Source organism: Chryseobacterium subflavum (assembly GCF_055762745.1).
This window is the reverse complement of the sequence record NZ_JBVTMR010000003.1, coordinates 34,837-50,092: the sequence shown is the minus strand read 5'-3', so window position 1 is coordinate 50,092 and position 15,256 is coordinate 34,837. Positions and strand designations below refer to the sequence as shown.

The 15,256-nt window shown below is 37.7% G+C and carries 12 protein-coding genes and 1 pseudogene; 12 read left to right on the top strand and 1 reads right to left on the bottom strand.

The features are described 5' to 3' along the window. Window positions 1–66: 66 nt before the first annotated feature. The 10 genes from AC0INN_RS13745 (at window position 67) to AC0INN_RS13700 (ending at window position 9,368) form a co-directional block, all read left to right on the top strand. Entirely contained in the window at window positions 67–699 is a 633-nt protein-coding gene (locus AC0INN_RS13745; RefSeq protein WP_306613651.1) for a hypothetical protein, read from the top strand. Beyond that, window positions 696–1,205, top strand: a complete 510-nt coding sequence (gene ureE / locus AC0INN_RS13740; RefSeq protein ID WP_306613648.1) for an urease accessory protein UreE — start codon at window positions 696–698, stop codon at window positions 1,203–1,205. Before AC0INN_RS13745 ends, ureE begins: the two co-directional genes overlap by 4 nt. After that, entirely contained in the window at window positions 1,198–1,896 is a 699-nt protein-coding gene (locus AC0INN_RS13735; protein ID WP_373428019.1) for an urease accessory protein UreF, read from the top strand. Before ureE ends, AC0INN_RS13735 begins: the two co-directional genes overlap by 8 nt. A gap of 160 nt (window positions 1,897–2,056) precedes the next feature. After that, the gene (gene ureG, locus AC0INN_RS13730) at window positions 2,057–2,695 is read left to right on the top strand and encodes an urease accessory protein UreG (RefSeq protein ID WP_306613646.1); all 639 of its coding nucleotides are present in this window, start codon (window positions 2,057–2,059) and stop codon (window positions 2,693–2,695) included. Then, window positions 2,696–3,493: an urease accessory protein UreD gene (locus AC0INN_RS13725; RefSeq protein ID WP_306613644.1), complete on the top strand. Its 798-nt coding sequence runs from the start codon at window positions 2,696–2,698 to the stop codon at window positions 3,491–3,493. 1 nt (window position 3,494) lies between these two features. Further along, entirely contained in the window at window positions 3,495–4,196 is a 702-nt protein-coding gene (locus AC0INN_RS13720) for a hypothetical protein (RefSeq protein WP_306613642.1), read from the top strand. A 110-nt stretch (window positions 4,197–4,306) separates the two neighbouring features. Continuing rightward, on the top strand, window positions 4,307–5,191 hold the full coding sequence (locus AC0INN_RS13715; protein ID WP_306613640.1) for an urea transporter: 885 nt from the start codon (window positions 4,307–4,309) through the stop codon (window positions 5,189–5,191). Window positions 5,192–5,258: 67 nt separating this feature from the next. Then, window positions 5,259–7,511, top strand: a complete 2,253-nt coding sequence (locus tag AC0INN_RS13710) for a TonB-dependent receptor (RefSeq protein ID WP_306613638.1) — start codon at window positions 5,259–5,261, stop codon at window positions 7,509–7,511. A gap of 93 nt (window positions 7,512–7,604) precedes the next feature. Further along, the gene (locus AC0INN_RS13705) at window positions 7,605–8,486 is read left to right on the top strand and encodes a helix-turn-helix domain-containing protein (protein ID WP_306613636.1); all 882 of its coding nucleotides are present in this window, start codon (window positions 7,605–7,607) and stop codon (window positions 8,484–8,486) included. A 234-nt stretch (window positions 8,487–8,720) separates the two neighbouring features. Then, window positions 8,721–9,368, top strand: coding sequence for a hypothetical protein (locus AC0INN_RS13700; RefSeq protein ID WP_306613635.1), 648 nt, complete (start codon window positions 8,721–8,723; stop codon window positions 9,366–9,368). A 92-nt stretch (window positions 9,369–9,460) separates the two neighbouring features. Here the strand turns inward: AC0INN_RS13700 and AC0INN_RS13695 are convergent. Then, window positions 9,461–9,601, bottom strand: a pseudogene (locus AC0INN_RS13695) (transposase); the annotation flags it as partial. Window positions 9,602–10,375: 774 nt separating this feature from the next. On the opposite strand from AC0INN_RS13695, the gene AC0INN_RS13690 reads away from it, so the two are divergent. Together AC0INN_RS13690 and AC0INN_RS13685 are read left to right on the top strand one after the other, a co-directional pair. Next, window positions 10,376–11,962: a T9SS type A sorting domain-containing protein gene (locus AC0INN_RS13690; protein WP_306613633.1), complete on the top strand. Its 1,587-nt coding sequence runs from the start codon at window positions 10,376–10,378 to the stop codon at window positions 11,960–11,962. 3 nt (window positions 11,963–11,965) lie between these two features. Continuing rightward, window positions 11,966–15,253 carry a hypothetical protein gene (locus AC0INN_RS13685; RefSeq protein WP_306613631.1) on the top strand — a complete coding sequence of 1,096 codons (3,288 nt, stop codon included), beginning with the start codon at window positions 11,966–11,968 and terminating at the stop codon, window positions 15,251–15,253. Window positions 15,254–15,256 lie beyond the last annotated feature (3 nt).

Below are 15,256 nucleotides of genomic sequence, written 5' to 3'. Positions count from 1 at the left end.
ATTTATTTAATAGCAGAAAAGATGTACCAAACAAAAATTTAAAATCATTAGCGAATTAAATTCAAAATGAAATATCTGAATAAAATAATTCTTCCTTTAGCCATCGCGGGAGCAACTATGGCAAACGCACAGTTTTTAGGAGGACACAGGATTAAAAGTGATGAAGATGGGCCAAAAGGGCAAATGATGGTTTATGGTTCATTGGATTACTCAAAAGTAACCACTCCGTCGAGCAGCAGCAGTTCCGTTTCGAGTGCGCCGATCGGAGTAGGGTATTTTATCAATAACAATGACCTGATTGGGGTAAATTATGCTTACTCTCAAAATACTGTTGATAAGAATGTTATATATAAGCAAAATGAAGCCGGATTATGGTATAGCCCGTCTGTAATGCTCGGAAAATATTTTGTCCTGATTGGTCAGGTAGATGCCCATTATGTATGGGGACAGCAACAAATGCCGACAGCCGGACCTATGGAAAATTTTAACGGATTCCACCTTCGTGCCTATCCTTTGATTGGGATCTTGTTAGGAGGAGGTTGGGCTTTGAAATTCAAATTTGCAGAACTTTCGATGCTGCAGACCAAAATAAAACAGGAAGGCTGGACGAAAACTTATGTAGCCGGAATCAGCGGTTCAACATTCGGGGTAGGAATCTCCAAAAACTTTGATTTTAGAAAAAAATCCGATAAACAATGATAATTAACGAAACAATAGGCAATCTTATCCAAAACCCTACCTCAAAACCGGTAGATTACCTGGATCTGGAATGGTTTGAAACGACCAAAAGAATTCAGCGTAAAAAAACCAGACAAGGTGTGGATATTGCCATCAAATTTCTGAGAGAAGGACAACGTTTGCGTGAAGGCGATATTCTTTTTGAAAATGAAGAAAAGGTAATTGCAGTCAATGTTTTGGAAACTGAAGCTATCGTGATGTCACCGGCTTCTTTGCAGGAAATGGGGACAGTTTGCTATGAAATCGGGAACAAGCACATTCCGCTTTTTATTCAGAAAGATAAAGTATTGCTTCCGTTTGAAATGCCGATGTTCAGATGGCTTGAAGCAAGTGGTTTCAAACCGGAAAAACAATCCGTAAAGCTTTTGAATCTGTTGAAATCCAATGTAGAACCTCACGGACACGGAAGTTTAGGCTCTACAATTTTTACTAAAATATTAAAAATGGCAGCTCCGAAAGATGAATAATTTGAATTTAAACTTTTTATCAGGATTGCTGCATCTTTCAGACCCTACGTTGCCTATTGGCGGTTACACGCATTCCAGCGGTTTGGAAACATTCGTTCAGCAAAGAATCGTTCATGACAGAGTGACTGCAAAGGAATTTGTTGAAAATATGCTTCAGTTTAACCTGAAGTACAACGACGGAGCTTTTGTAAAACTGGCATACGAAGCAGCCCAAAGTGGAGACTTAGAATTGTTATTAAATCTTGATAACGAATGCAATTCTCTAAAATGCCCGAAAGAAATCCGACAGGCAAGTCAGAAATTAGGATTAAGATTAATTAAAATTTTCAAAAGAAGAGAAAGCTTTTCTCTGGTGGAAACGTATGAAAAAGCAGTTCAGCAGCGTGAAGCCAATTCGCATTACTGTATTGTTTTCGGAATGTATGCCGCTTTAATGAATATTCCGATGTACGAAGCCTTGCTAGGATTTTATTATACTTCAATTGCAGGAATGATTACCAACGCGGTGAAACTGGTTCCGCTGGGACAGCTGGACGGACAGGATATATTATTCGCACTGTATCCCGTCATGGAAAAAACAGCTCAGGAAACCATAGAACTGGATAGAGATATGGTGGGACTATGCAATACATCATTTGATATCAAATGTATGCAGCATGAAAGATTGTACTCGAGGCTGTATATGTCTTAAAAATGAACAGTAAATAATAAAAAGTAAAAAGAAATAAAGCAACATGAGGAATTCCTTCCAAAGAAAGGGAGACAAAAGTTCTCTGAATTTTTGACGGTGTGGTTTTAAAACCAATGCATACAGTTCCTTACAAAACCAAACAAAGTAAAATTTAAACAAAATGGAAAATAGAAAATACATAAAAGTAGGAGTAGCAGGACCGGTAGGTTCAGGGAAAACTGCATTATTGGAAAGATTAAGCAGAAAATTATTCGGAATTTACGATTTGGGAGTAATTACCAATGATATTTATACCAAGGAAGATGCGGAATTTATGGCAAAAAACAGCCTTCTTCCTCACGACAGAATCATCGGGGTGGAAACAGGAGGATGCCCTCACACAGCCATCCGTGAAGACGCGAGTATGAATCTTGAAGCAGTAGATGAACTGGCAGCACGTTTTCCTGATATTGAATTGGTTCTGATCGAAAGTGGAGGCGACAACCTTTCGGCGACTTTCAGTCCGGATCTTGCAGACGTTACGATTTTCATTATTGACGTTGCCGAAGGAGAAAAAATCCCGAGAAAAGGAGGTCCTGGTATTACCCGTTCCGATTTATTAATCATCAATAAAATTGACCTTGCACCACACGTGGGAGCGAGTCTTGAAGTGATGGAAAGAGATGCAAGAAGAATGAGGAACGGAAATCCTTTCGTATTTACCAATCTGAAAACCGACGAAGGTCTGGATAAAGTAATCGGCTGGATTAAAAAATATGCCCTTTTAGAAGAAATTGAAGAACCGAATTTGGTAAGATAAATGAATAGCCGTTTAAATATAATTGCAGGATTCAAGGATGGAAAATCTTATGTAAAAGACCTTTACGTTTCGCTTCCGTTCCGTGTAGTTTCTGTGGGGCAGCGTAAAGACGATAATAAATTGTATCAGATGGTGATGAGCTCTTCGCCCGGAATCCTGGACGGAGACCATTATCAGCTTGATGTGAGTCTTGAAAAAGGAGCTTCATTACAGTTGCAGTCGCAGTCGTACCAAAGGCTTTTTAATATGAAAGACAAAGCCGTTCAGGAGCTTAATGTGGAAATGGAAGATAATACCTCCTTTGCATACGTTCCGCATCCTGTGGTTCCGCATGAAGATTCCAACTTTAAAAGTCAGTCGAAAATCAATATAGGGAAAGATAGCCAGTTGATTATCAGTGAAATTATCACGTGTGGGAGAAAGCATTATGGAGAAGTTTTTAAATTAAAACGTTTCCAGAACCTGATGGAAATTTACCATGAAAATAAATTGATCATCAAAGATAATGTATTGATTCAGCCGGATTTAATCCCGATTAACAGTATCGGAAACCTCGAACAATACACGCATCAGGGAACCTTGATTTTTTATAGTACCAAACATGAGGTAAATAAAGACCATTTGATTGAAGCGATCATTGAGTCCGCAGAAGGATTCAAAGGAGAAATGGAAATTGGCGTTTCAGCAATGGAAAATAACGGATTTGTGGTGCGTGCTTTAGGACACGGAGGCGAAGTGATGTATAATTTTTTTCTGCATATTCAGGATATCCTTTGGGATTTAGATAAAAACAATTAGAATGGATAGTACAGTTTGGGCGCTTTTACTGAGTGCAGTTTCAATAAGCTTTATACATACTGCTTCGGGCCCCGATCATTATTTGCCCTTCATTGTGATTTCAAAATCAAAAAAATGGAGCGGTATGAAAACGGCGGTTTTAACGATTGTTTGCGGATTAGGACATGTATTAAGCTCTTTAATTCTCGGCTTTATTGGAGTTTTTCTCGGCTGGCAATTGAATAAAATTTCGTGGTTTCAGGATTTGAGAGGGAATTTTTCAGGCTGGGCATTGTTGATTTTCGGAGGTGTTTATTTGATTTACGGAATCACTCAGGCGGTTCGAAACAAACCTCATAAACATTTTGATGTGATGGGTGATGATGTGTACGTGTATGAACATAATCACAGTGAAGTCGTAATGCCTCAAAAAAGAATAAAAGTAACACCGCTTGTACTCTTCATGATCTTTGTAATGGGACCGAGTGAACCGTTGATTCCGTTGTTGTTTTATTCAGGAGTAAAGCATTCTATGTCAGAAATTGCTGTTTTGGTGACTTCATTTACTGTAACTACGGTTTTAACCATGCTCGGAATGGTGCTTTTGGGACGCTACGGATATTCAACATTATTCAATACAGAAAAGCTGGAGCGGTATATGGGAATGGTAAGCGGAGCTGTTGTTACTGTCTGCGGTATCGGGATGGTATTCCTTGGCTGGTAATTAATAATGTAACAATATAACAATTTAACAATTGCAATAGATTCATCTTTGTTACATTATACATTTCACTTCTCACTTTTTACATCTCACTTAAATATAACAAAAAAACTATGGATAAATTTTTTCAAAAAATACCTTTTATCGACAACATTTTAAAAGGAGTCGGGCAAATCATGCTTCAGGAAAACCGATGGACGGGACTTTTATTTATCATCGGGATTTTTATGGGAAGTTGGCAGTGTGGGGTAGCCGTTATTATGGCAACAGCGGCAGGAACTTTTACTGCAATGAAACTGAAATATGACAAATCCGAAATCGATGCGGGATTATACGGTTTCAGTGCGGCTTTGGTGGGCGTTGCCTTAGCGTTCATATTTCAGGCGACATTGCTTATTTGGGTGTTGATTATCATGGGAGGAGCATTGGCGAGTATTATTCAGCATTTCTTCATTCAGAAGAAAATCCCTGTATTTACTTTCCCTTTTATTGTTATTACCTGGGCATTGGTGTTTTTACTTCATCATTTTACCCATATTTTACCATCAGATCTTATCAGTGCCGAAGTGACTTCTACACAATACGATGATTTTCTTACGTGTACTAAAGGGTTTGGAGAAGTGATTTTCCAAGGAGGTGTTTTATCCGGATTGATTTTCTTTTTAGCCGTATTTATCAGTTCGCCGATAGCGGCATTGTACGGGCTTGTGGCATCTATTTTAGGGGCAGGTTTATCTCAATGGAACGGAGAACCGATTCAGGAAGTTCACATGGGATTATTCGGTTTTAATGCGGTACTTTCTGCCATTGTATTTTCCGGGGCGAAAAAAACAGACGGATTGTGGGTATTGATTGCCGTTTTCCTTACAGTTGCAATAGATGATTTTTTAATAGATAATAATTTATTGAGTGGTGTTGGCGGAGTATTTACATTTCCATTCGTTGCCGGAACGTGGATAACATTGCTTTTGAAAAAGTTTCTTGTTAAAAATAAATAAAATAATATTTTAAAAATATTAATACACTTTTACTGAAAAAAGAAAAAGTGCATAAATTAAAAAAATAATGAAGAGAACGAAGATTATGGAGGCTTTCCTTGCCTTAGCAATCGTAGGATTGGTACAGGCGCAGGAAGTGGTTGCAGAGAAAAAAATGACTGTAAAAGATGTAGATGAAAAATATCCTGTCCGGGATGTTTTGATAAAGTACAATCATGGGGAAGACCATACACATTCCGGGGAAGACGGTTCTTTTGTGGTAGGAATAAAAGCTTATCCAGATACTCTAAGCATCAGTCACAACGGATATGATGAAGTAAAATTAATAGTAAACAGCGCAGAAGATAAAAATAATCTTGTCCTGTTACAACATAAACCGCAGCAGATCGCAGAAGTGGCAATTAATCATCATTCATTTTTAACGGCAATTACAAAAGTTGATTTGAATAAATTTCCGGTAAATTCCGCACAGGATTTATTGAGAAAAGTTCCAGGATTGTTTATCGCACAGCATGCTGGAGGAGGAAAAGCCGAGCAGCTTTTGTTAAGAGGTTTCGATGCAGACCACGGAACGGATGTAAGTGTGAATGTTGACGGAATGCCCGTAAATGTGGTTTCTCATGCTCATGGACAGGGATATTCCGATTTGCATTTTGTGATTCCTGAAACGGTAAATAATATCGATTTTGGAAAAGGTGCTTATTACATGGATCGCGGAGATTTCAATACGGCAGGTTATGTGGATTTCAAAACCTACGACCGTCTGAATAACAGTATGGTAAAGCTGGAAGGAGGTTCTTTTAATTCAAAAAGGATATTGGGGATGTTCAATATTCTGAATGATAATTCGGGAAGAAAAAATGCATATCTGGCTGCGGAATATAATTATACGGATGGGCCGTTTGATGTGAAACAGAACTTTAACCGTGTTAATATTTTCGGAAAGTACAATCAGTGGATTACGGACAACGACTATTTTAATATTCAGTTCTCAACCTTCAGTTCTGCTTGGAATGCCTCAGGACAAATTCCTGAACGTGCAGTAGATGAAGGAATTATCAACCGTTGGGGAAGCATAGACCCGACAGAAGGCGGAAAAACTTCCAGAACGAATCTTCAGATGAATTTTAAGCATATTATTTCATCTTCCGAACAGATCGATGCAATGGCTTTTTATTCGAAATATGACTTCAACCTGTATTCTGATTTTACTTTTTATTTAAAAGATAAAGACCACGGCGACGAAATTCAGCAAACGGACGGTCGAAATATCTATGGTGCTGAAATAAAATATACGAAGAATTTTTCCCTGAAAAATGGTTCTTTAGACTGGATTTCAGGAGTAGGGTTGAGAAACGATGATATCGGAACTTTGCAGCTGAACCATGTCTATCACAGGGATGTATTGCTCGATAAAGTGTCTGATGTTAACGGAACCGAAACCAATCTTCATGCATATTCAGGACTGGTTTGGAAAACAGGAAAATGGACGATTAATCCGGCAGTAAGGGTAGATCAATTTATTTTCAACATGCACGATTTACTGAATCCCGATAATCTGCCTTCAGGACAATTAAAAGAAGCAACAAGAATCAGTCCTAAACTGAATTTCTCTTTTGCCCAGAATGATAACGTAATGTGGTTTTTGAAAACTGGAATGGGCTTTCATTCCAATGATATGAGAGTTGCAATCACCAATAAAAATGAAAATACGCTTCCATATTCTATAGGAGGGGATGTTGGAGTGAGATTACATCCTTTCAAATCTTTGATTATCACACCGACAGTTTGGTATATGTATCTGCAACAGGAATTCGTATATGTGGGAGACGATGCGGTGGTAGAACCTTCCGGGAAATCAAGACGTTTCGGAGCAGATTTAGGAATTCGTTTCCAGCCGTTGGAAAACTTCTATTTAAATGCGGATGTTAATTATTCTCACGCAAGATTCATCGAAGAAGAAAAAGGAGAGGATTATGTTCCGTTAGCACCGATTGTGACGAGTACCGGTTCGGTAAACTGGGATTTCTATCATGGTTTTTCTCTTGGCTTGCAATATCGTTATCTGGGAGAAAGACCTGCGGTTGAGGATGATAGCATTACAACCAAAGCCTATTTTGTCAATGATGTAATACTGTCTTACAATCGTCAGAAGTGGGGTGCAAATATTCAGCTTAATAATCTTTTTAATGTAAAATGGAACGAAGCACAATTTGCCACAGAAACCCAGTTGAAAGGTGAGGCAGAACCTATTACAGATCTTACTTACACACCGGGAGTTCCGTTTGGAATAAGAGTAGGAATGTATTATAAATTTTAATATATAGATTGACTGTAAAAACTTCAGAGGATTTCAAAAGATGCATCAATTTAATCTATTTTTTATCTAACTTTAATAATTATAAGATCTGATATGGAAGTATTGTCCAATTTTCAGTATAAAAAACTGTTCCTTCCCAATATCACGGAAAAAATATTGGCTAACAATGCAGATATTCAATTGTATCGGTTGGAGAACTATCTTAAAGGAATTCTGATGCCTGTGATTCCATATCGTACGACCTTTAACTTTATTATTTTCATCACCAGCGGATATATCAAACAATATCTGGAAAATGAAGAATACTATGCCGAAAAAGGAGGGGTGATTTTCATTAAACAGGGAACAATCACGGCAACTCTGGAACTTTCAGATGATATTGAAGGGTACTTTTTGGCATATGAAAATAATATTTTATCTGAACAGGAACTTCCCAAGCACAAAACCAGTATTTTTTTCATGACTCCTTTCCTGAAACTGGATAGCCTGACTTATGGCACAATTACTCAGCTTCTTCCTATATTGGAGCAGGAATTATGGCTGAATAAACTGAACGTCAATAATGTAGTGGTTACCATGCTTCATCTGATTTTAGTTAAAATGTTAAATACAGATTCAGATTCACATCACAAATCTGCGACTCGTCCTATGGAATTATCACTTCAGTTCAGGGATCTATTATTCAAATACCATGTCTGTGAAAAACGTGTTGTCTTCTATTCCAATAAGCTGTCTGTAACGGAAAATTACCTAAATAAATGTGTGAAAAATGTTACCCAAAAGTCTCCAAAACAATGGATCAACGAAATTGATGTAAATTATAGTAAAGCTCTTCTTCAATCCAGTAAAGATATTGCAGAGATCGCCTACGAACTGAATTTTCATACACCGTCTCATTTTACGCAGCTGTTCAAAAAAGTTGCCGGAATAACTCCTAAGGAATATCGATTGCAGTTTAGAAAAATGAAAGGTTGATGATAAGTGAATAATAAACAGAAATTCCTAAAAAATATTTTTAAATTGTCTAAATCAATTAAATTCTAACAACAATATACTTAAATGTACCAACTAATTTCAAAATTATTTTACAGGAAAAATTTACTAGTATCACGTAAAGTGATAATAGGTAATTTATTCTTACTAAAAGTACATTTAAATATATTCCATTTATATTTTAAAGTTTTCTAAAAATGTTAGAAGCGGTATTAGGTGTTCGACTGGACTCCCTTTCTCCCCGGAGAGAGCGCAGAATATGATATTAATGAGAACATCACAAAATTGATCCGCTTTGGAGATTTGGATACCAACACGGGAGCTAAAATTGATGATATTGCATATATCTATGACGGAAATCTTTTGACATTTGCAAATGATTCCACTCCTAATCCTTCCGGGCTTAATGGAGGAGGTGCTTTTACCTATGATAACGATGGGCGGATGATTACCGATGCGGCTCATTCCATGACAGCAGCAGAATATAACAACATGAACCTCTTAAAAAAGATAAGTGAGATAACAAGATGGGAAGATAATGAGTGGGAAGGCTTTACTCAAAATGTGGACGATGTTGACAAAGATAATTTAAGAGTTATCCCAATAGCAACGTTGCTTGGAATCGATAGTTCATTAGAACCTATTTTGAAGTTGGGTATTGAGGAGGGACTATGGAAAAAGATGAAAATTCAGCATGGAGCAATTGGGAATGATAAAAATACAAAAGTTGAAGTGGATAGTGGTTATTTGACGCCTGTTACTCGTGTACCTAAGGAAAGCTTTAAAGAAAAGGCAATCAATGGTGCTTTTGATCTGGCCACAATTGTACTTGCTGCTTTAGGCGGGCCTGAGGGGGGGCATTGACAGCATAAGGAGCTAAAGCTCCCGCTTTAAATGCTGTTGAAGAAGTAAAAACGGCCAGTAAAATTGGAAGATCTGGAAAACAAGCAAGATTACAGTTTATTCTTTGTGTATTTGCGGATTTTCCCATTCATGTTTTCGATGATATTGGTCGTATAGATAATTCGTCGGATCTCAAGTGGGAAGTCGTAAAAGACGGTTAGTTCGTCCCAGTTCTCCCGCCATGATCTTATGGCTGTCCATTTCTCCTTCAAGCATCTGCGATACTGCACGTGCCTGTAATTCCCGGAAAAATGATTGCAGCTCTAACCCGTCCTTAAAACTCTTTAAGAACTCCTTGTCGTTTAATAGTGACTCCTTGTCAATCATACTCTTATAAAAATGCGAAGTCCTTTCGAACTCCGCATTTTTATAATTTAAACACTTTATGAGACGGTGTCTTTATAAAGAGACAATTGAATTAAATGATGGTGATTTTGACGCGATTGTCTCTCAAATATGCAGCTGAATTTGCTTTTTTTCATTGTCCCTAATTTATAAAACTACATTAATAATCGTAGCTATTTTTAGGGGAGATTACAAATATACTTCATGTTTTCACATTAATATAATTATGGATTATAATATCTTCTTACTATATTATTTTTCATAATATGTCTATTTACTTAATAAATTTCTTATTTGATTCAGAAAATCTAATGTGTTGCTAATAGAGTGCTAGATATTCTGTATTTTCTTTTAAGCCTTTGCTTCTATTTTCTTAATCTTTTTATTTCATCGTTTGATAATTTTATAACGAGTGATATAGTGTAGTAAGTGAATTTAAGGTTCTTTATCAAATATGAAAATGAGCTTGCCTAAGTGTAATTCAGGGAAAAAGTACCGTGGGTTTCACTAGTACTTCGATATACTATTTTAATTGTAGTTATGATATAGGTAACCGATGAAATAATTAGTATAAAGTCTTTGATAATGCCTCTGAGTAAATTTGCGCGTTCAAATACAAACCTATGAGGAAATATCTACTCAGCATTTTTACTTTATGTGCCATAACAAAATTTTCTGCCCAAGAAGTCCTTTGGCAGAAAGACATCAAATCCTCCACACAGGATTTTCTCAGTCAGATCACAACAACCATTGAGGGGCAATATCTGATTGCAGGAAGTGCTATTCAGGTATCTAAAACAGAAGTTAAACAAAATAACGGTTACGATTTTCACTTAATTAAGCTCAATCAGCAAGGTGAACAGGTCTGGGAGAAGTATTTTACCGGGCAAAATCATGATTATTTATCAGGAACTGTGACCACCCAGGATGGCGGATTTCTGGTTTCCGGTACTTCATATTCCGGAAAAGGATTGGATAAAAAAGACGATTCCAAAGGGGGATCAGATATCTGGTTGATCAGGCTGAATGAATTTGGTGATGAACTGTGGCAAAAAACTTTGGGAACTTCCTCAGATGAAGAAGCTAAAGCAGTGATTCAAACCACAGACTTAGGATTTTTTGTGGCCGGAAATATACAGAATTCATCCAAAGGTTATGGTTCAAAAGATGTCTGGATCACCAGACTCGATAAAGACGGAAAAGAATTGTCTCAGCTTATTCTGGGAGGAAGAGGTTTGGATGAAGTAGAAAAAATGATACCCACGAAAGACGGCGGAGCGCTACTGGGAATTTATTCAAGGAGCTCAGTTGTACAAGGTACACAATGTCCTCAGAATACATCTGACAACCGACAACTGACAACTGTACAAAAACAAAGTAACAATTTTGGCGAAGGTGACTACTGGATCGTAAAACTGGATAAAAATGGAAAAGTAGAATGGGAAAAGAACTTTGGCGGAAAAGGCGATGATCAGATCAGAACGCTGGCTTTGACTTCTAATGGCTTTATCATTGGTGGAGAATCCAGATCTGAAATATCTGGAAATAAATCGGTAGGTACCCAGGAAGGTACAGACCTTTGGCTGATTTCATTGAATGAAAGAGGAGATGAACAATGGCAGAAATCCTATAATTTCAAAAACAGGGATATTTTAACGGGAATGAATGTTATTCATTCTGCTGATGACAAAAATTCTAAAGGAATATTATTGGGTGGTTATACCCAGGCGGAAGGAAGAATTGAAGAAAATGATGAAACGTTCTGGATGCTATACCTGGATGAAGCAGGAAATGAGCAGTGGCGTAAGTATATAAAGGGTGAATCTAAAAGACGGGAGGAAAGACTTTCTGATCTAACGTTGAACAAGGATGGTTCGATCATCCTTGCCGGAACCAGTGCTGATGAACTAGGCAAAGAGAACTGGAAGGTCATAAAGCTAGGTGACAAACAGGTTAATCAGCTTATCAAAAAACAGGATATCAAAATTTATCCTAATCCAGTTTCTGACTATGCTTATGTAGAAATCGGTTTCGATTTTAAAGAAGCTGATATTATACTGTATGATATGAGCGGAAGACAGGTTCAGAGTTCAAAGACAAAGAATAATATTACCAAGTTGAGTACGCAGGCTCTTGTACAGGGTGCTTACTTGGTAACGATAAAAACTGACAATAACAAAACAGCAAACGCAAAATTAATCAAGAAATAAATAATGAAGAGAGAAAAAATAAAGGTTGCGATCCTTATAACCCTTGTTTCAAACCTGGCTTACGGTCAGGTGTATTGGAGAGATTTTGCCACTAAAAACATACCTGTGCCTGAAGTCAGTAAATTAAGCAGTTTAACGGTTGCGGGGGATAATGTGGATCTGAGTACAGGACTGATTACACCCAAAGTTTCTGTTACCAGTATTTCAGCCCGGACTTTAAGTGATGCTATCAGTTTAACCTATTCAAAAGGAGCCGGAGTAAAAGTTAATGATATTTCTTCTGATGTTGGTCTTGGTTGGGAACTTGAGGCGGGTGGATATATTTCAAGAAAAGTCAATGGATTTGCTGATGAATCACAAATTTATACAGATGCAGTGGTAGGACAATGGGCGAACTCACCTACCCACTTTGTTAATGGACAAAAATCGATCAATGGATGGTTAGATTTTGGTAATTGGAACTCAAAAGTGATGGATACACCATTTAATGGTACATTCCTCTTCCCCGGACAGCCGTATCAGGCTAAATCATTAGGTGGCACCATTCAGGAATTTGTCAGTGATGTTAAAATCGATCATTATAAAAAGAATTTCCGTTCCCTTCTGGCCCAATCAGTATATGGTGGAAACGGTGATTTGGGGTCAGGGAGTACAGTTGCGGATCTGGCTGCCATAGCGGGAATGGGATGGCAGTTACTGAATGTTGATGGAGAGCCTGATGAGTTCTATTTCAAATTCGGAAAATATTCTGGAAAGTTTGTTTTTGATGGAGACAGGGTTCCGACAACGATTCCCTATGTTCCGGGGCTAAAAATAGAGTCTCCATTTGGAACTCCGGGTAATCAATGGATCATTACTACCCCCGAAGGAGTTAAGTATTATTTCTCAAATTCCCCGGAGTATACAGAGGTTATGTACACCGAAGCTTTGACTTTACCCTATTTTGATGATTGGATGGGCCACACTCCCAATACCAATGAAGCTATTGATGCCAGTGAGTATACATCCAAATGGCATTTGACCAAAGTGGAAGGTGTTAATGGAGAAAGCATTTCCTATGCGTATACAAGTGCCCCTGATCTCATCTATGATGAAAGGTCTTCCATCAAAGAGGTCTTTAAGCCAGGCCAACCGGCGGCAGGATATACTGCAACTCCGCCGAGCTATTTTGTGGGTTCGGGGGATCCCGGATTTCAGCAGAGGGAGTTGGACAGAAATCCAAAATACAGGATCAGGTCACCTAAGCGAATTTCATCAATTACTACCTCTGACAATAACAGGATCCTCTTTAAATATGAAGGATTGGATAGGGAAGATATCGATCAGTCCCAAAATGGTTCGAATCACCGAAAAAGTTTATCCGCTATTGAGAAGTATGATTATAACGGCAAGCAGATAGAAAAGTTTGCCTTTGATCAATCTTATTTTCAGAGTACTTGTACAACGTATGGTTGTAAGAGATTAAAACTGAATGCTGTTAAACAATCGATTTCGGCGGATGGAAGTAACGATATCAAAACAAGCTTTGACTATAATACCACCCAGAACCTTCCACCCAGGAATTCATTCACTCAGGACTTTTGGGGATATTATAACAATAATACAGTAAATTCTTTAATCCCAACTGTCCCGGACATTGCATATGTCGGTGCTGACAGGTCCCCAGACCAAACTAGGGCACAAGCGAATATATTAACCAAAATCACATATCCTACCAAAGGAATTATTGAATATGGATATGAAATCAATGATTTTCGTACCATCCCGGTCAATGGTGTTTATCTGCGCAGGCCAACGGCTGGATTAAGAATTAAAAACATTACGAGAAAGGTTGCTGAGAACGACCCTAACCCACAGATAGTATCATATAGCTATCAACTTGATAATGGAGAATCCAGCGGTGATCTACCACCGCACCTTTCCAATACTTATATCAATGACAGTTATGGAGCAGGTAAATTATATGATCATCAAACCATTGAAGTCGATGAAGACAATGGGATGCGAAGCCGATATAATATGATCTATTCCAGTCCGAAATATATCAAATGGGAAGATCCCGTGCGCTATTCAAAAGTTAAGGTAACAACTCCCGGAAAAGGGGAAGTGGAATATAATTTTACCTCTTCTGCCAATATCGTTTATGATGATATGATTAACCGTGAGTGGGTAGAAGCCAGTACCATAGAAGGTTTTAAACCTGATCCTGCTTATATTAATGGTTCTGATTGGTATACAAAATCCTTCTCGGTCGATGATAATTATCCTACCATCAATTTTACAAACAGTGCTAACAAAGGATTATTACTGAGTGAAAAAGTAAAGGATGTAAATGGAAATGTCCTTAGTGAAACAATCAATACCTATGAAAGAAATCCGGCTGGATTTAATATGAAAACGGTTTACGGTATTGGTGTGTCATCTCTGGATGCTTTTACCGTTGAAAATACAAGGATACAGTCATTTCGCTTCCATATCAACCAGTATTATAATGAGTTTTATTTTTTAAAGAATAAATTAAGAACAGAATATTTTAATGGACAGGGGATAACGACTACTGAAAGCTTCAATTACAGTCCTGATGGCTTTTTAAGTACAGCAAATACGGTCTATCCAGATAATGTCAGTAAAGAAGAAAAGCATATTTATCCTTCGGAAAAACAGATCCAAAAATTGGTCAATGCCAATATCATCAGTGAAGCTGTTGAGCATAGGGTAACCAAAAACAATAAACTAATTCAAAAAGTAGAAAAAAAGTTTGAAGATGCGACTAACCTGCTTCCCACCTCCATATCGACATATTTATTGAGCAATGCCAATGATTCTTATAAAAATGTTACCATTGATCGATATGACTCCAAAGGAAATCAGCTCCAGATCACATCTCAAGATAATATTTCAAAAGTAATTCTTTGGGGATATAAAGCGACACAGCCTATTGCTATGATTGAAGGGGCTACCTACGCCCAGATTATGCAGGCTTTTGGGTTGGCCCCCAATGATAATAATGCCTATCTGTTATTGGATATTGTTAAAAAATCTGATCTGGACGTTGATAATGACAGTGAGAACGTACTTGTTTCAGCACTCAATAGCTTTAGGGCAAAGCCTGAATTCAAAGATTTCCGAATAACCACTTACACCTATGATCCATTGATCGGAGTTAAAAGCATTACTGGCCCTTCAGGGATCCGGGAGAACTACATCTATGATGTTGTAGGGAGACTTGAAAAAGTTGTTGATGACAATGGAAAGCTGTTAAAGGAGCTGAAATACAACTATAAGAATTAATAT

What these genes read in the sequence shown, in the direction of transcription:
- AC0INN_RS13735 (WP_373428019.1), top strand. Translation starts at nt 1,198, where the DNA reads ATGAATAATTTGAATTTAAACTTTTTATCAGGATTGCTGCATCTTTCA.
- AC0INN_RS13710 (WP_306613638.1), top strand. Translation starts at nt 5,259, where the DNA reads ATGAAGAGAACGAAGATTATGGAGGCTTTCCTTGCCTTAGCAATCGTA.
- ureG (WP_306613646.1), top strand. Translation starts at nt 2,057, where the DNA reads ATGGAAAATAGAAAATACATAAAAGTAGGAGTAGCAGGACCGGTAGGT.
- AC0INN_RS13725 (WP_306613644.1), top strand. Translation starts at nt 2,696, where the DNA reads ATGAATAGCCGTTTAAATATAATTGCAGGATTCAAGGATGGAAAATCT.
- AC0INN_RS13720 (WP_306613642.1), top strand. Translation starts at nt 3,495, where the DNA reads ATGGATAGTACAGTTTGGGCGCTTTTACTGAGTGCAGTTTCAATAAGC.
- AC0INN_RS13745 (WP_306613651.1), top strand. Translation starts at nt 67, where the DNA reads ATGAAATATCTGAATAAAATAATTCTTCCTTTAGCCATCGCGGGAGCA.
- AC0INN_RS13690 (WP_306613633.1), top strand. Translation starts at nt 10,376, where the DNA reads ATGAGGAAATATCTACTCAGCATTTTTACTTTATGTGCCATAACAAAA.
- AC0INN_RS13715 (WP_306613640.1), top strand. Translation starts at nt 4,307, where the DNA reads ATGGATAAATTTTTTCAAAAAATACCTTTTATCGACAACATTTTAAAA.
- AC0INN_RS13705 (WP_306613636.1), top strand. Translation starts at nt 7,605, where the DNA reads ATGGAAGTATTGTCCAATTTTCAGTATAAAAAACTGTTCCTTCCCAAT.
- AC0INN_RS13685 (WP_306613631.1), top strand. Translation starts at nt 11,966, where the DNA reads ATGAAGAGAGAAAAAATAAAGGTTGCGATCCTTATAACCCTTGTTTCA.
- ureE (WP_306613648.1), top strand. Translation starts at nt 696, where the DNA reads ATGATAATTAACGAAACAATAGGCAATCTTATCCAAAACCCTACCTCA.